General features: G+C 41.1%; 18 protein-coding genes. 8 read left to right on the top strand and 10 right to left on the bottom strand.

Annotation, left to right across the window (positions count from 1 at the left end):
• Positions 1 to 1,031: 1,031 nt before the first annotated feature.
• From Q3C15_RS01620 to Q3C15_RS01605, 4 genes are all read right to left on the bottom strand, one after another.
• On the bottom strand, positions 1,032 to 1,991 hold the full coding sequence (locus Q3C15_RS01620) for a hypothetical protein (RefSeq protein WP_283579653.1): 960 nt from the start codon (positions 1,989 to 1,991) through the stop codon (positions 1,032 to 1,034).
• Positions 1,992 to 2,011: 20 nt separating this feature from the next.
• Positions 2,012 to 3,448 carry a C69 family dipeptidase gene (locus Q3C15_RS01615; RefSeq protein ID WP_289554594.1) on the bottom strand — a complete coding sequence of 479 codons (1,437 nt, stop codon included), beginning with the start codon at positions 3,446 to 3,448 and terminating at the stop codon, positions 2,012 to 2,014.
• Positions 3,449 to 3,702: 254 nt separating this feature from the next.
• Complete coding sequence (locus Q3C15_RS01610; protein WP_283579724.1) at positions 3,703 to 4,998, bottom strand: APC family permease; 1,296 nt, start codon at positions 4,996 to 4,998, stop codon at positions 3,703 to 3,705.
• Positions 4,994 to 5,734: a gamma-glutamyl-gamma-aminobutyrate hydrolase family protein gene (locus tag Q3C15_RS01605; protein WP_302703682.1), complete on the bottom strand. Its 741-nt coding sequence runs from the start codon at positions 5,732 to 5,734 to the stop codon at positions 4,994 to 4,996. Before Q3C15_RS01605 ends, Q3C15_RS01610 begins: the two co-directional genes overlap by 5 nt.
• A gap of 186 nt (positions 5,735 to 5,920) precedes the next feature.
• On the opposite strand from Q3C15_RS01605, the gene Q3C15_RS01600 reads away from it, so the two are divergent.
• Entirely contained in the window at positions 5,921 to 6,109 is a 189-nt protein-coding gene (locus Q3C15_RS01600) for a 2-hydroxymuconate tautomerase (protein WP_057827304.1), read from the top strand.
• 41 nt (positions 6,110 to 6,150) lie between these two features.
• Here the strand turns inward: Q3C15_RS01600 and Q3C15_RS01595 are convergent, their stop codons facing one another.
• A complete protein-coding gene (locus Q3C15_RS01595; RefSeq protein WP_283596555.1) occupies positions 6,151 to 6,960 on the bottom strand; it encodes a Cof-type HAD-IIB family hydrolase in 810 nt (269 codons plus the stop codon).
• A 136-nt stretch (positions 6,961 to 7,096) separates the two neighbouring features.
• Here Q3C15_RS01595 and Q3C15_RS01590 point away from each other — a divergent pair, with 136 nt between their 5' ends.
• From Q3C15_RS01590 to Q3C15_RS01580, 3 genes are read left to right on the top strand one after another with little or no spacing between them, the layout of a single operon-like run.
• Positions 7,097 to 7,852, top strand: coding sequence for an alpha/beta fold hydrolase (locus Q3C15_RS01590; protein ID WP_283596554.1), 756 nt, complete (start codon positions 7,097 to 7,099; stop codon positions 7,850 to 7,852).
• Between the two features lie 33 nt (positions 7,853 to 7,885).
• Positions 7,886 to 8,869: a hypothetical protein gene (locus tag Q3C15_RS01585; RefSeq protein WP_302703680.1), complete on the top strand. Its 984-nt coding sequence runs from the start codon at positions 7,886 to 7,888 to the stop codon at positions 8,867 to 8,869.
• Between the two features lie 43 nt (positions 8,870 to 8,912).
• Positions 8,913 to 10,286 carry an RsmB/NOP family class I SAM-dependent RNA methyltransferase gene (locus Q3C15_RS01580; RefSeq protein ID WP_302703679.1) on the top strand — a complete coding sequence of 458 codons (1,374 nt, stop codon included), beginning with the start codon at positions 8,913 to 8,915 and terminating at the stop codon, positions 10,284 to 10,286.
• Between the two features lie 55 nt (positions 10,287 to 10,341).
• Here Q3C15_RS01580 and fni read toward each other — a convergent pair whose 3' ends face one another.
• The 4 genes from fni to mvk are packed head-to-tail and all read right to left on the bottom strand — an operon-like array spanning position 10,342 to position 14,364.
• On the bottom strand, positions 10,342 to 11,370 hold the full coding sequence (gene fni, locus Q3C15_RS01575) for a type 2 isopentenyl-diphosphate Delta-isomerase (RefSeq protein WP_302703676.1): 1,029 nt from the start codon (positions 11,368 to 11,370) through the stop codon (positions 10,342 to 10,344).
• Between the two features lie 2 nt (positions 11,371 to 11,372).
• Entirely contained in the window at positions 11,373 to 12,437 is a 1,065-nt protein-coding gene (locus tag Q3C15_RS01570) for a phosphomevalonate kinase (RefSeq protein ID WP_204778719.1), read from the bottom strand.
• Between the two features lie 12 nt (positions 12,438 to 12,449).
• Positions 12,450 to 13,427, bottom strand: coding sequence for a diphosphomevalonate decarboxylase (gene mvaD, locus Q3C15_RS01565; RefSeq protein ID WP_302703674.1), 978 nt, complete (start codon positions 13,425 to 13,427; stop codon positions 12,450 to 12,452).
• Positions 13,420 to 14,364 (bottom strand): mevalonate kinase, encoded by a 945-nt coding sequence (mvk, locus tag Q3C15_RS01560; RefSeq protein ID WP_057827312.1) that lies wholly within the window; start codon positions 14,362 to 14,364, stop codon positions 13,420 to 13,422. Before mvk ends, mvaD begins: the two co-directional genes overlap by 8 nt.
• Before the next feature lie 252 nt (positions 14,365 to 14,616).
• Between mvk and Q3C15_RS01555 the strand changes: the two genes are divergently transcribed.
• The 4 genes from Q3C15_RS01555 to Q3C15_RS01540 all read left to right on the top strand — a co-directional run bounded on the left by Q3C15_RS01555 (position 14,617) and on the right by Q3C15_RS01540 (position 20,117).
• Entirely contained in the window at positions 14,617 to 17,397 is a 2,781-nt protein-coding gene (locus Q3C15_RS01555) for a helicase C-terminal domain-containing protein (RefSeq protein WP_302703671.1), read from the top strand.
• A gap of 52 nt (positions 17,398 to 17,449) precedes the next feature.
• Entirely contained in the window at positions 17,450 to 17,950 is a 501-nt protein-coding gene (locus Q3C15_RS01550) for a DUF5590 domain-containing protein (protein ID WP_289554599.1), read from the top strand.
• A 96-nt stretch (positions 17,951 to 18,046) separates the two neighbouring features.
• A complete protein-coding gene (asnS, locus tag Q3C15_RS01545) occupies positions 18,047 to 19,348 on the top strand; it encodes an asparagine--tRNA ligase (RefSeq protein WP_064212901.1) in 1,302 nt (433 codons plus the stop codon).
• A gap of 73 nt (positions 19,349 to 19,421) precedes the next feature.
• The gene (locus Q3C15_RS01540; protein WP_204778722.1) at positions 19,422 to 20,117 is read left to right on the top strand and encodes a DnaD domain protein; all 696 of its coding nucleotides are present in this window, start codon (positions 19,422 to 19,424) and stop codon (positions 20,115 to 20,117) included.
• A gap of 78 nt (positions 20,118 to 20,195) precedes the next feature.
• On the opposite strand, the gene Q3C15_RS01535 is transcribed toward Q3C15_RS01540, so the two are convergent.
• Positions 20,196 to 21,296 carry a hypothetical protein gene (locus tag Q3C15_RS01535; RefSeq protein ID WP_204778723.1) on the bottom strand — a complete coding sequence of 367 codons (1,101 nt, stop codon included), beginning with the start codon at positions 21,294 to 21,296 and terminating at the stop codon, positions 20,196 to 20,198.
• Positions 21,297 to 21,458: the final 162 nt, after the last annotated feature.

Below are 21,458 nucleotides of genomic sequence, written 5' to 3'. Positions count from 1 at the left end.
TACAATAAATTTTAAGAGTGGCGGTAGCATTCTATGTGAACCCGTTGCGGTAAGGTCGTATTTCAAATACGACCTTATTTTGTTATAATGAAGCTAATCAACCTATTGGGTTTTGCCAGCTTAGCGAAAGCGAAGTCTTTTTCGCTTTCAATCCTTACACTTTACGGCCAACTAACTTACACCCTAAAGTATTTGGTCGTTAACTTACTCAAGTCCCCACTGGTGACCCCCAAAAAACCAGTGGGTTTTATTTTGTAATTTAGTGTGCCAAAAGTGTGCCAAGCGATAAAATTTAATGGCTTTTTAATGATAATATATTGACATTAACATGAAAAATAACCGCCAGAATTGCTTAAATGACAACGTTCTGAGCGGTTGTTGAATGATATTGAAAATCGAATATAGATAATGTCACAAATTAAATAATTAGTTTGATTTGCAAGTCCTATCCCTTGTTTTGAAAGGGATAGGGCTTTTTTGAATATAAAAAGACGCGAACTTGGTAAAATTCAGTCCGCGTCTTTCTTAATTGAAGTTAATCATTACACCACTTATTAACGGCCATGATAACGATGCAAATCGAAATTGAACCGATAACTTTTTTTAAAATGTTTTTTGGCATGAGTCAAACCTCCCCTGATTTCTAGCTTTTAACGTCGTCCGTCGTTAAGTTTTGGACGCAAAACAAATGAATAACATTGTTTGATATGATATTAAACAAATTTTAATCGTTAGTCAACGTTAAAATAATCATTTTCTAATTTTAATGTTTATTCGTATATTAGTTAAAAATCTTATTAAAAAGAAATGCTAATCATAAATTATTGGAACAATTTGATAAAACATCGAATTATATTCAGTTAAAATCTAAAAATAACTTAATTGATTTAATAATTTACTTTGGTATTCTTTTAATGAAGAAAAGTTTTGCAGTAGCTTTTTTTCGATTTTACACTTACCTTTGAGGCTGGAGTTTCCAGCCTCTTTTTTATATTCAAAAGCGGCCATGGCATTACCATAGCCGCTAATTTTTAAATCAAATATGTTTCTTGAGCACCGATAATTTGCATAATTTCCGTTAAGTCATTTTGCGGAAGGGTATGCTTGAATTGATCGGCATATTCGTTTAAGTGCTGGTTAAGCGGAATGATTGATTTGGCTTGAAAAATAGCATCTGAGTCTTGCTGTTTGGCAGCAACAAGGTGGTGCTCCTTTTCAAAAAATCCTTTCAAATCATCTGTTAACTGATCTGATTGATACAGCCAATCTTCATCAGGGTAGTAATAGTGCAGAAGTCTGGCATATGCCGGCAACCAAACGATTGGACTATTATTTTCAGCAGCAAGCCGATTGATTGTTAATAACCGTGCAGGGTTAAACGGCATTAACTGCCTTTGAAGCCAATCATTATCATGGCCTTCAAGTTTTTCAGTTAATTGGTTTTTAAATTCTTTTTCAGAATAGCTAACCTGTTTGCTTTCTGGATCCACGTTGGTATTAAACATGATTAACTGATTCAATTTACTGTCCCGGAGATGCTTTTTCCACTTTTTAATTCGATTGCGGTGTTGGCCTTGAGTAATAAAGTTTGGAACATATCCCATCTTTTCGCCAGTGTTCATATCTTCAATCAAAATTGCAAACGAACCGGTTAACCCGTCATCATTATCAAACGGGGTGATGCGAAATTCGAGTCCGAGAACTGACGGATAATTTGTTGGCAAAATGCGAAACTTGGGCATTACTTCGGGACGCTTTAGCAGACCATTACGCCACAGTTTTTGCAGCAACCGCATCAAGTCATAGCTAACGTTGATTCTGCGGTAGGGTGAAGAGTTGCTTTCAATAATATTTAAAGTGTCCGCTGAAAGATGGGTAATCACAACATCTTTAAACGCACTTGCATTTTCCACGTCACCATCAATAATAACTTTTTTAATTGAAGACTTGATGATGATTCCGCGGTTATTGCTGATTTGAGTAATTTTCATTTGAAGTTTTACTCTCCTTTTTAAAGATTCATGTCAGTTTTGAAGTTCAATGGTGACATATCTGTTGCGGCCGTGATCAGTTTGCTTGTCAAAGCTTGCATGCGATCAATTCCAACTTGTTGGAAGTGAATGCTTTGCTTTGTGAGATAGTCAATTTGAGCATCACCTGATAATTCGGTAGCATGGTGGTCAGTTTCTTCAATCAAATGAGTAAATTGAGCATATAAATCATCTTGGGTATCAGCAAGCATTTTGCCAAATTCAAGATAGTGCGGATCAACGAGCACACTTACAAGCTTGTAGATCCAGTAAGCTGAGTCAGGGGAGTAATCTTTTGTTCCAACTTTGTATGCTGGGTGAACATCCGTTGCGCTTGCGTAGAACGGAACGAATGTGCTTTGAGCAGTTACTCCCAATGCAAGCCAGTGGATCCCCTTGAGTGTTTCAGGAACGTTTGACCGAATCTGAAGAATGTGTGATTCTTGAGTCTTTGCTAAACTGATCGGTCTAAATTTCTTCTTCGATTCTTCTGGACCGTTTCCGATTGGATCATATTCGGTTCCCTTGAAGTGTGAAGCAAGAACGGCTTCAACGTCATCACGGTGAAGCAACCGGTTAGCTTTACGGATAAACGGTAAGTTTTCGTCCATCGGTTCTTGGTGAATTTCAGGATTTAACAACCGTTGACCATCCCAAACACGCGGCGTGTTGTAAATTTCATCAGATAATGAATGGGTACCGAAAATATTACGGAAGTTAAAGCCGGTTTTAGCCGGGTTCAAATGGTGTTCTCGGACAAAGTCGCGAATTCCAGGCGCCGTAATGAAATTCTCATGATCACTGAAATCAACTTCTTGAATTGCAAGCTGATTGGCAACAACCGCATATGAATCGGCCGGAATTTGTTGGGCAACCCAATAGTGGCCTGATCCGATTTCAAAGTACCAAACTTCATTTTCATCTGAGAAGAGGACCCCGTTTGCTTCGGCGGCACCATGTTCAGAAACGATTTGACCGAGTCGTTCAACCCCTTCGCGAGCAGATTTAATAAATGGGAGGACAACGTTGATTATTGCTTCTTCAGCAATTCCGCTTTTAAGGAGCGGATCGTATCCAAGAACCCGGCGATTAGCGTATGCACTTTCGGTCGCGCTCATTGCAACGTTGAATTCATTGATTCCATCTTCTTCAAAGGTTCCAAATTCGTCAGTCCATTCAGGCGTCGCGGTGTATTTGAAACTAGTTGATGGAAGGTCAATTTCAAAATCATTATCTTTGTCAGGAGATGAGTAATGATTATTTTCAATTCCTTCTTGGTGAGGATGAACGGTCATGTGTTTTGGCCATGCGCTACGGCAATCTTCGTTCCGCCCAATCATTGTTGAGCCGTCTGCAGTTGCCTTTTTACCAACTAAAATACTTGTACATGCAGAGAGAGTTTGGCGATTACTAAACATCTTAAGGCCTCATTTCAGTTAATATTCTTACTTTAATTATATCAAGCTTTTAATTAAATTTAAAATTTGCTTTTAATAAAAAAGAAGGTGTGACAAAACGTTCAAAACGAGCGTGGTGGAAGCAGAAAAGCGAACGAATCGCGCCAGCATAGATTCGGAGGTTTTCAACTTCCAAGTAGCTCGTTTGTTTTGGAACCGGATTATACGAATATAACAGAGAGACTGCAACTTAAGTCACAGTCTCTCTTCAAATTCTAACGTGTTTTCTTTGCATTCAGTTTACGCATGATGAAATAGAACGGAACGGCGATGATCAGACCGCCGAACCCCCAGATCAGATTCTGCAAGGTAGCCTTTGAAAGTAACCAAAGACTTACTAAAATTGCAATGATCGGGATAATCGGGCCAAACGGAATTTTGAATGGCCGGTCAACGTCTTTTTTCGTTTTCCGGAAAATCAAAATTGATAAGCAAGTTGGCAAGTATTGGGCAAACCGGGAAACAACGCTGATCGCGGCCAACGTTGTAAATGAACCTGAAAGGGCGATCGGCAATGTGATTAATCCTGTAATAATAATCGCCCAAACCGGTGCATTATTTTGGGCCCGTTTTTTCATGAATTGCGGTAACAAGCCGTCGTCCGCTAAGGCAACCGCCGAGCGTGGGGTGATAAATGACGAAGCAATGTTGATTCCGCCAATTGAGATCAATTCGCCGGCAGCAACAATGATCAATCCGCCATTTCCCATAAATTCAGTCATTGCTGCTTGAACAGGGGTAGTTGCGGCAGCAAGATGCGAACCTAAAACGCCGATTGAAACGACCTGAATCAAAATGTAAAAGATTGAAACGATGGTCATTACAAGGAGAATGGCTCGTGGCAATTTCTTTTGTGGATTATCCATATCTTCCGCAGCAACGGCAATTGATTCAAAGCCGGTAAAAGCATAGAAAATCAATAAGGCAGCCGCCCCGAATGAGGTGGATGATAATTTTGGTGAAACAACTGGATGGAAGTTTCCCCCTTTAATAAAGAAGACTCCAGCAATAATGAAAATAATCAGCGGAATCAATTTGCCAATTGTTGCAAAATTATTAACAACCTTTGACCATTTGACTCCTAAAAGGTTAATGACCGAAAGCCCGACGATGATTACGGTCATGACGGCAACCTGAGCTGGCCGATGATTCAATGCTGGAAAAATTTGGCCTAAAGCCGTTGCAAAACCATTTGCCATTGTCGCCCAAGCAATCATACTAATGATCCATTTGATAAAGCCGACTTCAAAACCGACAAAGTCACCAAAGGCTTCTTTGGCGTAAACGTACGGACCGCCATTTTCTTTAAATAGTCCGGCAGCTTCGGCAAAGCAAAGGGCAATCGTGATCACAAGGACGGCATCAAAAAGAAAAACGAATAAACTGGACGTTCCAACAAGGGAATATGCCTTGTTGGGAAGTAAAAAGATTCCGGAACCGATAATGGCATTTACTCCAAGCAGGATGATGCTTAAAAGTCCCATTTTATTTTTAGTTTTCATATAATTAATCAACTCTCTTTGCGTGGTCAATCAGGGTCTTAAAAATTATTTGTGCATTTGGATCAAAGCGGTGAAGCATTTCAGGGTGAAATTGAACTCCGAATTCAAAGTTCGGCGACTTCATATTTTGAAATCCCTCAACAACGCCATCAGGAGCAACCAGCCCGACCTCAAAGTCATCTGCAACCTGGTCGATGACTTGATGGTGGAATGAGTTTACCCGAATTTGAGAATCGTTAAATAGGTGAGCAAAAAGCGTGTTTTCGTTAACATTTAATGAATGGGTCCGGGTTGTTGGATCAGTCGGTTGAGCATGTCGCAGCAACTCATGATCAGCGTAACTTAGATCTTGAAGAATCGTTCCGCCATGATATGCATTGAGGACTTGAAATCCCCGACAAATTCCCAACACCGGAATATTCTTTTCTTCGGCGTTTTTGACCAGTGCAAAGTCAAAAGCATCGCGTTCAGGAAAGGTTGTTCCTAGCTTTTGCCGTGGTTCTTGGTGATAGTTCAACGGATCAACATCATGACCGCCACTCAAAATGATCCCATCGAGGTGCGCAATTTCGTCCTTAATAACTTCCTTGTCAGTATTAAAAGGAATGATAAACGGAATTCCGCCGGCTTGAATCACCGAATCGATGTAGTCGTCATTTACATATGACCGGTGATAGCCTGGAAACGGAGCTCCCGAATCAACGATAATGCTTCCTGAAATTCCAATAATTGGTTTCTTTGTCATGTGAATCAATTCCTTTCTGCAATAATCATCATAATTATAAATTGTTTATCCATAAAATGATGTTATTAATAATATATCAGCTTACTTTTTGTTAGTCAAGTTAATTATAGCACAAATCTCAAATTGACTTTTAGGATTTGATTGGTTACGATGAGTGATGATTAACAGGCGAAAGGAGAGGGTGGCATGCCATTAGTTCACGTTGAATTGATCGAGGGACGTTCACAAGAACAACTTAAGCAGCTTGTAGCTGATATTACTGATGCTGTTACTAAGAATACCGGGGCACCGGCAGAACACGTTCACGTTATCTTAGATGAAATGCGGAAAGACCGTTATGCAGTTGCGGGCGTTTTAAAGAGCGACGAAAAGTGATAAAAAACGGATGACTAAAATTTTTCAGTCATCCGTTTTTATTAAGCTAAATTCAAATAATCTTCAAGATAGTATGCCATGCCGTCATGCGCGTTATCAAGAGGGGTAACGTCATTTGCAAGGCTGCGGATCTTGTCCGTTCCATTCTTCATGGCGACGCCCCAACCGGCATACGTTAACATTTCGGCGTCGTTGTGTTCATCACCGAATGCAATCACGTTTTGCCGATCAATGTTAAAGTAGTTCGCTAAGTAACGTACTCCGTAAGTCTTGTTGATTCCGCGCGGTGATAATTCAAGGATTGGATTCGGGCCGCCCCAAACGCCGACCGTGATTCGATCACCGAAGTTGGATTCAAGTTGATGAACGATGTTGTCCTTTTTATTAGGATCAACCAGTAACATCATTGATGTTGGATCACGTTGTAAGTTCATTTGATTTAAAACTTCGGTTGATTTTAATGCGGTTGGGAAATAACCATCAAGGACGTTATTGGGAACGTCTGCAAGCGCAAGGTCCTTTCCTTCAGCAGCAATAATTTTAATTCCGAGATTCTCTTTTTCATGTAAAATGTCAAATGCAATTTTACGGTTAAAGGTTAGTTCATATTCTTTATCCCAGTGGTGATGTGGAATATGCCCCAGTGAACCGTTGAAATTGATCATTGGTGTTTTTAATCCTAATTCATCATAGTAGTTAACGGAATTGCGGTTGGGCCGACCGGTAACTAACGCAACAATATGCCCAGCATCTTGAGCCTTTTGAAGAACTTCCTTTGTTTTGGAACTTAATTGTGATTCGGAATTCAAGGTCGTTCCGTCAAGATCTAAGGCAATTAATTTCTGATCCATTAAAAATCTCCCTCCTTAAAGTAATTAAAAGTCGAATTAATTTAAAACTACCACAAAGTCAATATAATTACTAGGTTTTCATCATGATTTAGCGTTATAATTTTATTTATACGGTCAATATGGAAGGAGCATGATTATGATTTCAATTATTCATAAAGAGTGTCAAGGATTGCCTTATTTGGAGTTAATTGAGGAAGATAAAAAAGACCAATCACTTCCGTTGATTGTTTTTTATCATGGATGGACAGGACGAAAAGAAAATAACCTTACCCAAGGATATGAAGTTGCGAAGAAGGGCTTTCGGGTCGTAATGCCGGATGCCTTGTTCCACGGTGAACGAGCAGATGGTCCCGCTGAAAATCATCAGTTGCAATTTTGGCAAATTATCGAAAAGTCAATTGAAGAATTTCCAAAATTCGTCAAGTTATACGCTGATCAAGGATTAATTGACGGCGATAACGTTGCAGTCGGCGGTCTTTCGATGGGCGGGATTACCGTTTGTGCCTTATTTACGGTTTATCCGTGGATCAAGAATGCGGTTTGCCTCGAAGGAACCCCGAACCCGGTTGCGTTTGCGAAAATTTTAGTTGACAATTTACCGGGAATTGAAGATGTTCCGCAAGAATACATTCACGAACAGTTAGCCGGATTAAATCAAATTGATATGTCATTGAATCGTGAAAAGATTGCGGGCCGGCCATTGCATTTCTGGCACGGGACAGCTGATGACATGGTGCCATACAACTTAACGAAGAAATTCTTTGATGAAATTCAAGGAAAAGACTTTGCGAAAAATGTTACAATGACTACGACCCCTGGAGCAGGGCATAAAGTATCATATGAAACGACCGTTGAAATGGCCGATAAATTTGCTGAATATTTTGCAAAGTAAATTTTAATTTGAATTAGTTAGGAATGACATTTAGTGGCAAAAAAGAATTTTTTAACAATTTTGTACACCGCATTGCTTTCATTTCTCTGTGTGTTTATTTTTTCAAAGATCAACCAGCGGGATTTGATTTTGCAATTGGATAACCGTAATTTAACAGCGGAAGCGTACCAAATCAACCTGCGGCAAAATGAAAAGTTAAGTAAGTTTACCAAGGAACTGGATGATAGTTCAGCAATCGATAATGCTCAAGTTCACTTTCAATCAAAGAAAGATAAGAACATTACGTATTTCTATGGAAAAGGAAATTTTCCGGTTCCGCCGATGGTTTCAGGCGAATTCTTTTCTAAAAACGACTTTGACTCGATCGTCAACGTTGCGGTCGTTGGTCAAAATTTAAAGAAGAAACTTTATAAGCCAAAAGATCAAGCCTACCTGCATTATGGAAATCACTATATTCCGGTATTAGGGATCATGGGCGAAAATCGGGCCCATTCAAAGCTTGATAATCAAATTTTCATTGCTGGTGGACGTGACATCATGGAGAATTTGAACTCAAATGATTTCATTATTAAGATCGATGGGCGCAAATCATTTTCGACTAGTTTATTGAAAAAGACCTTTAATGCAGCCAGCGTAAAGCGGGTTGTTCATCAAAATACCCTTGCCCAAAGCGGTTCTTGGATCTCCAATCACTTTGCTCACTTGATGGGCTTGATTGCGATTGTAATTGGGACCCTTGGTGGGGCATTCTTATGGTCAATTGCAACCCGGAAAGATTTCCAAGCCGAATTATTTGCTTCAAATGATAAACGGCGCGTTGTTTTCCAAGAGTGGCGTTCATTTACCATTTATAACGGGGTTGGAATGATCGTCGGCACATTGATTGGGACGGTCGTCTTTACGTTGAGTACCTATGCCCAATTGATTCCGTTTATTGTCATCTTGTACATTGTAGCAATTTTGTTGTTCTACTTTGTAATCAAACATGATGTTAAGAAATTGAAGATCAACCTTTAATTTTTAGAAAGGAGCAGGGACGAAGTTATCCGTCCCTATTTTTATGTTAAAGTTACCGCAAGATTTTATTGAAAAATATCAAACGTTACTTGGCGATGAAGCCGAAGCATTTTTCAAAAGCCTTGATGAAGATGTACAAAAAGGTTTTCGCGTCAATTCGCTGAAACCGCATGCTGATCACCTTCAAATTGATACCGCGCGTCCCATTCCGTTCATTAAGGATGGATATTATGGCATGGTTAGTGGTCGTTCATTGGCCCATCAAGCAGGCTATGTGTACAGTCAGGACATTAGTGCAATGTATGTCGGGCAGGTCGTGGATGCGCAGCCTGGCGAAACGGTGTTAGATCTCTGTGCCGCTCCCGGGGGAAAGTCGACCCACATTGCTCAACAACTAAATAATCAAGGCTTGTTGGTAAGTAATGAGATCAACCATAAGCGCGCTTCGATTTTAGTGGAAAACCTTGAACGTTTTGGGGCTAAAAACGTCATTATTTTGAATGAAGATCCATCCCACCTTGCACAGAATCTTAAGCAGCGGTTTGATAAGGTGGTCGTCGACGCACCGTGTTCTGGGGAAGGGATGTTCCGTAAAGACCATAACGCAATCAAATACTGGCACCGCGATTACCCGGCAGAATGTGCTGCGCGGCAACGCAAGATTTTAGCCGATGCGATTCAAACCCTTAAACCGGGTGGGGAGCTGGTTTATTCGACCTGTACATTTTCACCCGAAGAAGACGAACAGATCATCAGTTGGTTGTTGACCACTTATCCGGACCTTGAATTGGTTGAAATTCCAAAATTTGAGGGAATGGATGCCGGGCGGCCGGACTTTGCGGATGGTAATCCAGAACTTGCAAAAACGGTTCGGCTGATGCCACATCATTTTAAGGGTGAAGGCCAGTTCGTTGCAAAATTACACCTCAATGGTAAACCAGGAAAGGTTAAAACTAAAAAGAAGAATAAGAAGCAAAATCAATCGCAATTAACATCTGATCAATTCGCGCTTTGGCAGCAAACAATCAATCATATTACGGATGAATGGGCGGATGTTAAGCGGTCAAACTTTAAGGTGTTTAATAATCATTTGTACTATTTCGATCGTGATTGGCCAGATATTTTTGCAATGAAGTACATGCGGCCAGGATTGTATCTTGGAGAATTCAAAAAGAAACGGTTTGAACCCAGCTATAATTTAGCGTTGACTTTAAATCCGGATGAAGGAACGGCGAAAGTTGAACTTTCAATGGATCAGTGGGAAAGGTACATGCATGGCGAAACCGTGACGCTTTCGAATTCTGCTTCAAACGGATGGACGCTTTTAACATGTGAAGGAGTTGGCTTTGCCTTTGGAAAAGTTGTGGGGACAACGGTTAAAAACTTTATTCCAAAGGGATTACGGTTTTTGAATTAGCAATCTGATAGTGTGAGAATAAGAAAACAGGTTGAGCTTGGCTCAACCTGTTTTCTTACTCATTTAATTGTTTTTGATCACTAATCAATGCAGGACTTAGCAGGTAACGAACCTGATGCAGTTCTGGAATCGTGCGGCAACCGAGCATCACCATTAAGTCTTTGATCTGACTTTGCAACGTGGTAATTAGGTCAACTAATACTTCAGGGCCGTTTTTGATCAAGGTGTGAAGGAACATTCCGGAAATGCCAACTGAGTCCGCTCCAAGAACAAGACTTTTTACGATTTCGAGGGCATTTCGGATGCCACCGGATGCAGTAATTGAAATTTGATCGCGAAGCGGCTGCGCACCAAGAAGACATTCAGCCAGACTAAGACCAATGTCATTTAGAAATGAATAATCAGCGTCATGCCGGCGTTCATTTTCAATTGCGACAAAGTTCGTTCCACCTTTGCCAGCAAGATCAACGTTCTGAATTTCCATTTCAGCAAGCATTTTGACAGTTTTAGGAGTAAGCCCTTGACCAACGCCTTTGACCATTAGTGGTTTTTCAAGATGATCGCTGATATTTTGAAGCTGGTCTTTCCAGTAAAAGATGCGGTCGCCTTCAGGCATTACTAATTCTTGAGCAACGTTGAGGTGAATTTGCAAACCATCTGCTTGGGTCAGTTCAAGCGCTTGTTTTGCCGTTGCAAGATCATTCCCAGCTCCCAAATTGGTGAAAAGCAGGGTATCTGGCGTTAATTGGCGCAACTGCTTGAAACCGTCAGCATTTGCCGGATCCTTTAAGGCAACGCTCACTGAACCGGTCGCAAAGGGGACGTGGCATTGGTTAGCCACTTGGGCAAGCTGAAAATTAAGCTTGTCAGTTTGCGGACTGCCGCCGGTAATTGCATTAATAAAAAAGGGACTATCAACTTGATATCCCATGATGGTTGTTGTTAATGAAATTTCGTTTTTCGAAATTTCAGGAATATTTTTAAATAACAACCGGACTTCATCTAAACGATTCCGACTTTCCGGCTGATAAAGTTTTTCAGCAATAAAAATATGCTCGTCTTTGCGATGTGCTTGAATATCCATTATTATTCCTCATTACTTGTGTACGTCGATAACTGTAACGGTAAGATTTGGGCCTGCCGCCATTGTTCAAAAATCTGCTGGTAATTTGATCCATGTTTAACGAACCCAATTCCGCAATCGCCACCGCCAGCCCCGGACATTTTGCCGCTTCCGCCAAAGCGAACAACAAGCTCGATCAATTCTTTGAGCCGGGGAGTCTCCAATTCGACGTGGCTAATTTCACTTAATTCATTTAAAAGTTCCCGGTTGCGGGTAATTGCAGCGGTTATTTTCTCAAAATCATCATTTTTGATTGCCTGAATTAACTTTTCAACGCATTGCGCACTTTGAACAACAAACGTATCATACTTTAAATGACTGCGCCGTTTAACTTCAGCAACAAGATGTTTGGTTGAGGCGGGAGCGCCTGTCCATCCGACAATCAAATCGGCGGTCGTTGGGGGAATAAGCGGCTGAATTTTTAACTCCGGCCAATCAGCTGCAATTAACGGCTTGAGTGGCGTTTGTGGCTGATCAAGTAACCAATTCCGGTCAGGCGAGTAATAGGCAATCCATCCAGTAAATGCACTGGCCGCAATATCTCCCAGGGAGCCATTGCCTTGAACGTTATAGTGCGCAAGGGCGGAAAGTTTATATATTTCCATAGCAGTCAGGTGAAGATGATAGAACGCAGCAATCGCCTTCACAACGCCGACAGTTACTGCTGCTGACGATCCAAGACCAAATTTTTTGCCATCAGGACTATCAAGCTCGCTATCGATTTCAAGGTTGAAAAATTGAAGTTGATGGCCGCATTCAGTAGCATACCGTTCAGTTAAGCGAATTGCTTCAAACACAAATTCAAGTTGAACTTCGTCTTTAAGTTGAATTTGGTGGTGGGCTGTTCGGTGCCATTTAACCGGCACGGTTTGATACTGATGCGAGTAAATGGTCCCGGTCGCGGTTGCCGATGTAATTTTGAGGTGGACAAACCGATCCACTGCAACGATCACGGCTGGGGTTCCAGGTTCAACGACGGCATATTCACCAGCAAGATAAAGTTTTCCGGGGACTTTGACGTTAACCACTTAGTTACCTCCTTATGCTTCGATAAAGCGAACTCCTTCTCCAGGTTTAGCAAATTCAAACGTGATTTGGTCAAATTTTGAAGCTAAAATCCGCTGAATAGCAGGGGCATCCGTTTGCATACATAAAATTTTAACGTTTGGACCCGCATCAAGGGTGTAGTAACACGGAATGTGTTCTTCTTCACGAATCCGTTCGACTTCTTGCATGATTGCTAAGCTCATTGGTTCAAAGTAGTTAAAGTGCGGTTGGGCACTTAAATTTAATGCATGCATTTTAAGCGCGTTGCTTTCAGTGATTTCACCAACTTTTTGAAAATCACGGTTTTGAATTGCCTTTTTAATCGATTTTAAATCTTCGGTTGTTGATTGGATCCACCCCTGATAATACGGGGATGTTTCAACAACGGTCTGCATTCCGGCCCGGGAAGAGATTTTCTTTTGCCCGGAGTTGACGATTCCAACCAACATTCCAATTGGCCAGTCAAGGTGTTCTTCAACGGGAACGGCATAGGATGTTTGATCATCTTGGCCTTGTTGCCATTCGACAAATCCGCCATAGATCGACCGGCTGGCAGAGCCTGATCCGCGACGTGCAAGGCGCGAAAGATCTTTTCTGCTCAAATCCAATCCTGCAGCCTTACTGGCAGCAGCGGCAAGGGCAGCAAAGGCCGATGCCGAAGATGCAAGTCCCGCAGCTGAAGGAACATGATTAATCGAATCGATTCGCGCAAAAGTTTGAATTCCTGCAAGTTTGCGAACAAGGTCCATAAAATGGTTGACCTTTGGATTTTCAGCAGGTTCGCCGTTAAGGGTAAAAACATCTTGCGCTAATCCTTCATCAAACTTGACCGTTGTATCGGTATAAAAGTGGTCAAGGGTAAGTGAGAGCGAACTGTTTTGCGGGATGATCAAATCAACATCCTTTTTTCCCCAATACTTGATCAATGCAATATTTGTATGTGCACGGGCAGTAATTGGTGAATTATTCATGAACGCCCTCCTTAAGTAAAGGTTCGATCCACGTTTGGGTTGCGCCAGCGTTTAAAAGGGCTTGCGAAAGGCCGCTGGCATCGCCAATTGATTTCGTAAGGCAAATGAAGCATCCGCCTTTGCCGCCACCGGTTAATTTACTGCCGAGCGAACCGTTCTTCAAGCTGAGGGCGATCAAATCATCTAGTTGCGCGCAACTAACGCCTAACTGGCGTAAAATGGTTTGCGCAGCATTGAAAATTTCGCCGAGTTTTTCAATATCATCTGATGCAAGGGCGTCTTTTGCATTAAAAGCAAGTTGCCCTAAATCAGAGATCAATTTCTGGGTTTCATCCGGGTTATGCATTAACCGTTCCTTAACAACGGCAATTGCTTGACTTGTTTTGCCTTTAATTCCGCTGTCGGCAATTACAAGGTACCCATGTGTCTTAATTGGAAAAGTCTTTAATTCCTGGTTGCGAACCATCCAAATCGGTTGTTCGCTTGCACAGGTTGCGGCATCTAACCCGCTTGGATTTTTGTGGGTATCTTTTTCTGAAATATTTGCAAGGTTCAGTAACCGGGTCTTGGTTAATGGCTTGCCTAAATATGTGTAAAATGCCCGGATCAAAGCAACCGCAACCGCTGCTGATGAACCCATTCCGCGTTCAGCAGGGAGATCGCTTTTGATCGTAATACTTAATGGATTTTCAATTTCATTTTTATCGATTAAATAGTTAATTAAATGTTTGATTCCTGAAACCGGAAAATCAGCTAACTTTCCCGTGAAGTAACTGCTGTTGATCGTACTTTCGGTTTCGGCGTCTTCAACCGTTACTTTAACATTGACGGTTGTAAGTGGAAGGGCAATTGCCGGTTGACCATAAACAACGGCATGTTCGCCAATCAGAATAATTTTTGCGTTGCTCTTTCCATGAGCTGGATTACTACTTACCAAGGTAAAGATCCTTTCAAAATGGATTTGAGAAGTTCAAAAAGAACATATTACCTTTTTGAAATTGTCAGTATAAACACATGTTAATTCAACGCTCATTATACCGTATTAATTGGGAATAGACCAATGAAATTTTAATTAAAGGATCTCTCAATGAGTAATAATTTGTTATTTTAACTATTCGGGAATTTATTTTGAGTTTAAACGGTAGTTTATTGTAAAATCAAAGTTAGAAATTAAAGGAATGACGGAAGAATGGCAAAGAATCAAACATTCGCGGTTGTTGATCTTGAAACGACCGGAACGAAGATGGACGGAACGAACCGAATCATTCAATTCAGCTGTGTTCTCGTTCAAAATCGCAAAATTGTAAATACTTTTAATACATTAATTAACCCGTTGATGGCCATTCCGGCAGATGTTCAAAATCTAACGGGAATTCATGAAAAGGATGTGCGGCACGCCCCGCTCTTTGATGACGTTGCGGGAACGATCTATGCGTTATTGCAGGATACCGTTTTTGTAGCGCATAACATTCAGTTTGATTATCGTTTTTTAAATACCGAACTTGAACGGGTTGGGTATCCGGAACTGGATTTAAAGGGCGTTGATACCGTTCAGCTTAGTCAGATTTTATATCCGTGTCTGGCATCGTATCGGCTCCAGGATTTAAGTGCGGCCTTGAAAATTAGTCACGAACGGCCCCATCAGGCGGATAGTGATGCGGTCGTGACGGCCGAGTTGTTGATCAAACTAATGAATCAGATTCATCAACTCCCGGATTCGTTATTACGCCAGCTTGAATCAATGGGGGATGCACTATTATTTGAAACCGGAATGCTGTTTTCAAATGAACTGCGAAACCGGAATGCGCCAAAGAAGCATGACGCTGATTTGATTCAAGTCGGGAAAATTACTTTCCGGCGTCCACGAAAATTTGAAGGGCATGACCGTACAAGCTCAAAGCAACCATTGCTTGAGGCATGGCCGTCAAGTTATGAAAAGCGGCCGCAACAGTTAAATTTGATGGAAGATGTCGCTTCCCAAATGCGGCACGGACAGCCGCAAGCCTTTTTTGAAGCACCGACGGGAACAGGGAAAACGTTGGGATATTTGCTGCCAGCAGCCCATGAGCTTCAATATGGTCATCGCTTTTTGATCAGTACAACGACAAATGCTCTTCAAAATCAGCTGATCGACCAGGAAATCAACCAACTGGATCAGTTTTTACCGTTTAAGGTCAACGTTGTTTCGTTAAAGGGGAGTCAACATTATATTGATTTAGACAAGTTTGCGCATACGCTTGATCAGCCGCAAAATGATTATACCCGGTTGATTCAGATGCGGTTATTAGTCTGGCTGACCCAAACTGAAACGGGTGATCTGGATGAATTGAACTTTACGGTTCAGCAATTGCCGTTATTTGATGAAATTACTCATCATGGAGTTCAGGGATTAAATCAGGAAAGTCCGTATTACCAATATGATTTCATGCGGCGGCGAACTGATGAGATGCAAAATGCGGATTTTGTGATTACGAATCACGCTTATTTGATCAAGCATGCGGCGGAATTTGCAGATCAGCATCGAACTTTGATCGTCGATGAAGCCCAACAGCTAGTAACGACAACGTTGCAAAATAATAACCAGGTAATGGATCTTGATGCGGTCAAAATTCTCGCTGATACGTTGCTTGTCAAAATGGAGTCGCAGGTTTCATATTCATTTGCAAATTTGATCGAACAGCGGCTGCTGACTAAGGCTGAGTACCGGAAGATTCTCCAAAAAATTCAAGTCATCGACCATACGATTCCTGAATTTCGCGATGCAATGCTGCAGCGGTTCATGAAGTTGCAACGAATCGCCAAAATTACGGAAACTCCGGTTCAGTTTAAAAAGATTTTTGGCTTTGTTAAGGAACACGTCAATCAATATCGTAAGGTGCAAAATGCAATTCGGTTCTTGGAAAATAAAAATCCAAAACTTTACCGGCACTTTATTGAATTGCTTGACCAACAGCGCCTTGATAGTCAGTCATTTAATCTGTTTAAAGCGTACTTTAAACTCAGTAATGAATTGCTTGCAAAGTTAAAAAACTGGGATCGGCTTGCGTTGGAAAACCTTGAAAAGACGGCGGACAGTTTACTGATGTGGCTCAGTTATCCGCAAGCCCAGGATGGCGCCCACTTAAGGCTTCACTTTGGGTTGATGGAGTCCCAAGATTTCTTGCAAACTAACGTCTATTCGTTTTTCAATCAGGTACTGTTCTTTAGTGGAAGCTACTTTACTTCGCAAACGTATCAGTATTTCGTTGATCAGCTTGGCGCGGTTGAAAGCAAACATTTCAAATATCAGTCGGCTTTTGATTATGAGCATCAGGCGAAGGCCTTACTGGTTAAGGATGTCCCGGATGTCAATCAAGTTCCGGCTGACGAATATGCAAACTATTTAAGTGATCAGATTATTCAGATTTGCCAAGCACAACACCGGCAGACAATGGTTCTGTTTAATTCAAACGAAATGGTTGAAAAAGTTTACGACCAATTGCGCGATGATGAACGGATGCAGTCATGGCAGATTTTGGCGCAAAACGTTACGGGCACCGCTGAACGTTTAAAGAAAAAGTTTCAGTCAGTCCAAAATGTACCGCAGTTGTTGCTTGCAACGGGGACATTTTGGGAAGGGGTCGACTTACCGGCTGACCAGCTTGAAACCCTTGTGATTGCTAAACTGCCATTTCAAGCGATTCAAAGTCCGTATAACCAGATTCGGTATCAGCGGGATGAACGGGCCGGTGGCAATGCGTTCAACGACATTGCGCTTCCTGAAGCGGTTATGCGGTTTGCCCAGGGAGTTGGCCGCTTGATTCGAACACAACATGACCGGGGCTTAGTGATCACGCTTGATTCGCGAATCGTTAACCGCAGTTATGGAAAGCAGTTTGTGAATACTTTTCCGCAGGGAATGCCGGTCAAGGTAATTGAGAGCGAACAACTGACAGCTGAAATTACAAATTTCTTTAATTCCAAACGTTAGGTTATTTTTTTGTTATAATAGTTGATAACATGTAATAGAGAAGAGGCTCAGAATGGGACGGGTTCAACGCAAAACGAAGCGCATCAAACGGATGATCATCATTGGAATCATTGCTTTAATTTTGATCGTCATTTGGGGATACTATATGGTTGCTCAGTTGCCATACCGCGAAGCGAAGAGTGAAGCTTTTCAGATGGCGGCAAAATATGCGAAGGTTGATAGTGTCAAAAACTTTTATATTTATAATCGTAATAGTACATATTACACAATTGAAGGCGAAAACGATGATAATCAGGATGTGTACGTTGTAATTCCCAAGAAGGGCAATCGCGTAAATATTTACGCGAAAAATAAGGGGATTACTAAGAAAGCAGCCGAAAAAATCGTTAATCAAAAGTACCAGCCGCAAAAAATTGTGAAAATCGTTTTTGGAATGAAAAATGGGGGCACTCCGTTATGGGAAGTTGCCTATGAAAATCAGCAAGGTAATTTGTGCTATGCCCAGGTTGCATTTAAAGACGGGCAAGTCTTACAAAATATCACGAATATGTAGCGAATGATAATGACACATTTCGGAAGATAGTTTATAATTAAAAAAAAGTAAATCTTTTTTTGAGATTATCAATTAAGATTAGAGGAGGAACGGCTTGTGGAAACGATCAGTATTATTGATTCAAAGAACCACGTAAACGAAAAAGTCAAAATCGGAGTTTGGCTTACAAATAAGCGTTCAAGCGGGAAAATTGCTTTCTTACAATTGCGAGATGGATCAGCATATTTCCAAGGAGTAGTTGTAAAGAACAACGTTTCTGAAGAAGTTTTTAAGATTGCTAAGGAAGTTAAGCAAGAAACAAGTATGTACGTAACCGGAACGATTCATGAGGACTCACGGTCACACTTTGGTTACGAAATTGAAGTTGAAGATATTGAAATTGTTGGTGAAAGTGAAGATTATCCAATCACACCAAAGGAACACGGAACAGATTTCTTAATGGATCACCGGCACTTATGGTTACGTTCAAGTCGGCAATTCGCAATTATGAAGATCCGGAACGAAATGATTCGGGCAACATATGAATTCTTCAACAAGGAAGGGTTTATGAAGGTTGATGCGCCAATCTTGACCGGAAGTGCACCAGAAGGAACAACTGAATTATTCCACACGAAGTACTTTGACCGGGATGCATACCTTTCACAATCTGGTCAGCTTTATGAAGAAGCCGGCGCAATGGCTTACGGCAAGGTCTTCTCATTTGGACCAACATTCCGGGCTGAAAAGTCAAAGACCCGGCGACACTTGATCGAATTTTGGATGATCGAACCTGAAATGGCATTTACTCACCAAGAAGAAAGTCTTGAAGTTCAAGAACGGTACATTGCATATCTTGTTCAAAATGTCCTGGATCACTGTGATTACGAATTGAATATTTTAGGCCGTGATAAGGATGTTTTGAAGCGGTATACCGAATTACCATATCCACGAATCTCATATGATGAAGCAATCAAGATGTTGCAAGATTCAGGTGAATTCCCAGATGTTGAATGGGGAGCAGACTTTGGTTCACCGGAAGAGACATATTTGGCTGAACAATTTAGTAAGCCAGTGTTTGTAATGAACTATCCGAAGGCCATCAAGCCATTCTACATGAAGCCACACCCAACCCGGGATGATGTTGTTATTTGCGCAGACTTATTAGCACCTGAAGGCTATGGTGAAATTATCGGAGGTTCAGAACGAGCAACTGATACGGATTACTTGAAGGAACAAATCGAAAAGGCCGGTTTGAACATGAAAGATTACGAATGGTATCTTGATTTACGGCGTTATGGAAGTGTTCCGCATTCAGGATTTGGTCTTGGGCTTGAACGGGCCGTTACTTGGATCACAGGCGAAGACCACATTCGGGAAGCAATTCCATTCCCACGTTTGTTAAACCGGATTTACCCGTAAAATTGGGACTTGAAAAAGAGGCTGGATATGTTCAGCCTCTTTTCTTATCTGAATGATTGAGGAGGGATTTTGAATGGATGACGCAATTGCATTGAAATTATTGCAGACAGAAGGTACGACAATTCCCAATTTGATTTTGAAAAATTACGTCAAGCTCGGAATGACCGCGGAAGAATTTGTCTTTTTGCTTGAACTTAAAGCTGCATTGAAGGATGGAAAACAAGCCTTTGATCTTCAAACGATTGCCCAAATCATGAGTAAGGATGAAGCTCAGATTTATCAATTGCTTCACGGATTGATTGAAAAGGGGATTATCAGCTTGACATCAGTGGTGGACGATCAGGGACGGAATTCAGACCAATATAGCTTAGATCCACTGTATAAAAAGACACTTAAACTTTTACGCGATCAGACCCAGGAACACCAAATTCAAGCTCATCAGCAAACACGCAATGATGTCTTTGCTCGAATTGAGCAGGAATTTGGCCATCCCTTGTCTTCATTTGATATGGAAATGATCGATAGTTGGCTTAATGAGGATCATTACTCACCTGAGATTATCATTTTAGCTTTAAAAGAGGCCGTTTTAAGCGGCGTTTATAATTTAAAGTACATGGATAAAATTTTGCTTGCATGGGAAAAGAAAGGCATCAAAACGGCGGCTGATGTCCAGCGTCAACGGACCAAATTCAGACATCAGAGTCAAAGCCAACGAAAACAAGGAAACCGGGTGAAACCGAAGATTCCGCTGAATAAGTGGTCGGAGTAGCGGAAAAATGATTATCCAGATATAATAAAGAGGATGTGATTTTGATCACATCCTCTTTTTAACTATCGTGATTTTAAATTAAATTCCCCGAAGAATTCCCACAATTGACTGATCATTGATAACAGCTGGATCAACTAAATCAACTTGACCGCCGTATACCAACGTGTCGATCGCAATTTCATTTGCTTGAACCTGTTCGTCAGTTTCGGTTTCGTTAACGGCAAGTTCGTGCGCGATCACGGTCGTATCAAGCCGGCCTTCTTTGGCTGCTGCTTGAACGTCCTTCATTCCTTCAAGGTATCTCTTCTTTGAGTGGGCAAGGTCAATTGCATCTTCAATCTTTTCCCGGCTTTCATCAATGAACCGTTTGGTAATTTTGGCCGTTGCTTTTTCAAGCGTTTCATGATTGATCACTGCTGGAATTGTCAACGTATCTTCCTTATCCAAGAAGTGGTTGTGGGATAACTTCTTGAACTCGCCCGCATCATCTTCAGTTGCCATTAAAACAACTTTTAAGTGATCCTTTAAGCTGATGTGTTTAGTAATGTATTCATCGACCATTCTGAAGTATTGATCCATGTTTGCTTGTTCAGCTTCTGCTTTAACATCGGTTCCTCTGAATTGGTCATATGAACCGCCGCCGCGTTGCTCCATCCGAATCTTTTGATCAGGCGTATCAATGTTTAATGCTTGTTCAGCTGAAACCGGGGCGTCATCACTCAAATTCATTTGGGAAACTAATCCATTTTTAACGGTAAACATTTCAAATGAAGAACGGGTGATCTTTGCAATATTATAACTTGGCATATATTCGTATCCGCGAATAATTGGTAAAATATATGGTTTATCGGCTACCCGAACTTGGAGATCAACTTTCCGTGGAAGGTAGTAGTGGTAAGCTGTTTCATTGCTAATAATGATCGCAAGTGACTTTGATTGAGCATAATCAAAGATAATATCGTTTTGTGTTGCTTTAATTTTCTTTTCGTACTTTGACCAGTTCTTTTCGCCATATTTTGCAATAAATTGCTTTTTGGCTTTTGAAAGAAGACTGTTAAATTCGGTGTCATCAAATTTGAAATTGTCTTTGCTAGGATAAAGTGGTAAAAACAATGAAATAAATGGTCCTGAAACTTCTTCATTAACTACAATATTTTTCAAATCATGTTTTAATGACATAATCAAAACCTCCTTTAACCTTTACATTTTTATTATATATTGATTGGAATGAAAAGGTTATCAATATGCTTTGAAAAAGAAGGTGTGACAAAACAGTAAAAACGAGCGTGGTGGAAGCAGAAAAGCGAACGAATCGCGTCAGCATAGATTCGGAGGTTTTCG

Origin of the sequence: Ligilactobacillus sp. 110_WCHN, from assembly GCF_030518115.1 — a bacterium.
Taxonomy (GTDB): Bacteria; Bacillota; Bacilli; order Lactobacillales; family Lactobacillaceae; genus Ligilactobacillus; species Ligilactobacillus aviarius_C.
The sequence above is the reverse complement of the archived record's forward strand: the minus strand, read 5'-3'. Positions and strand labels throughout refer to the sequence as shown.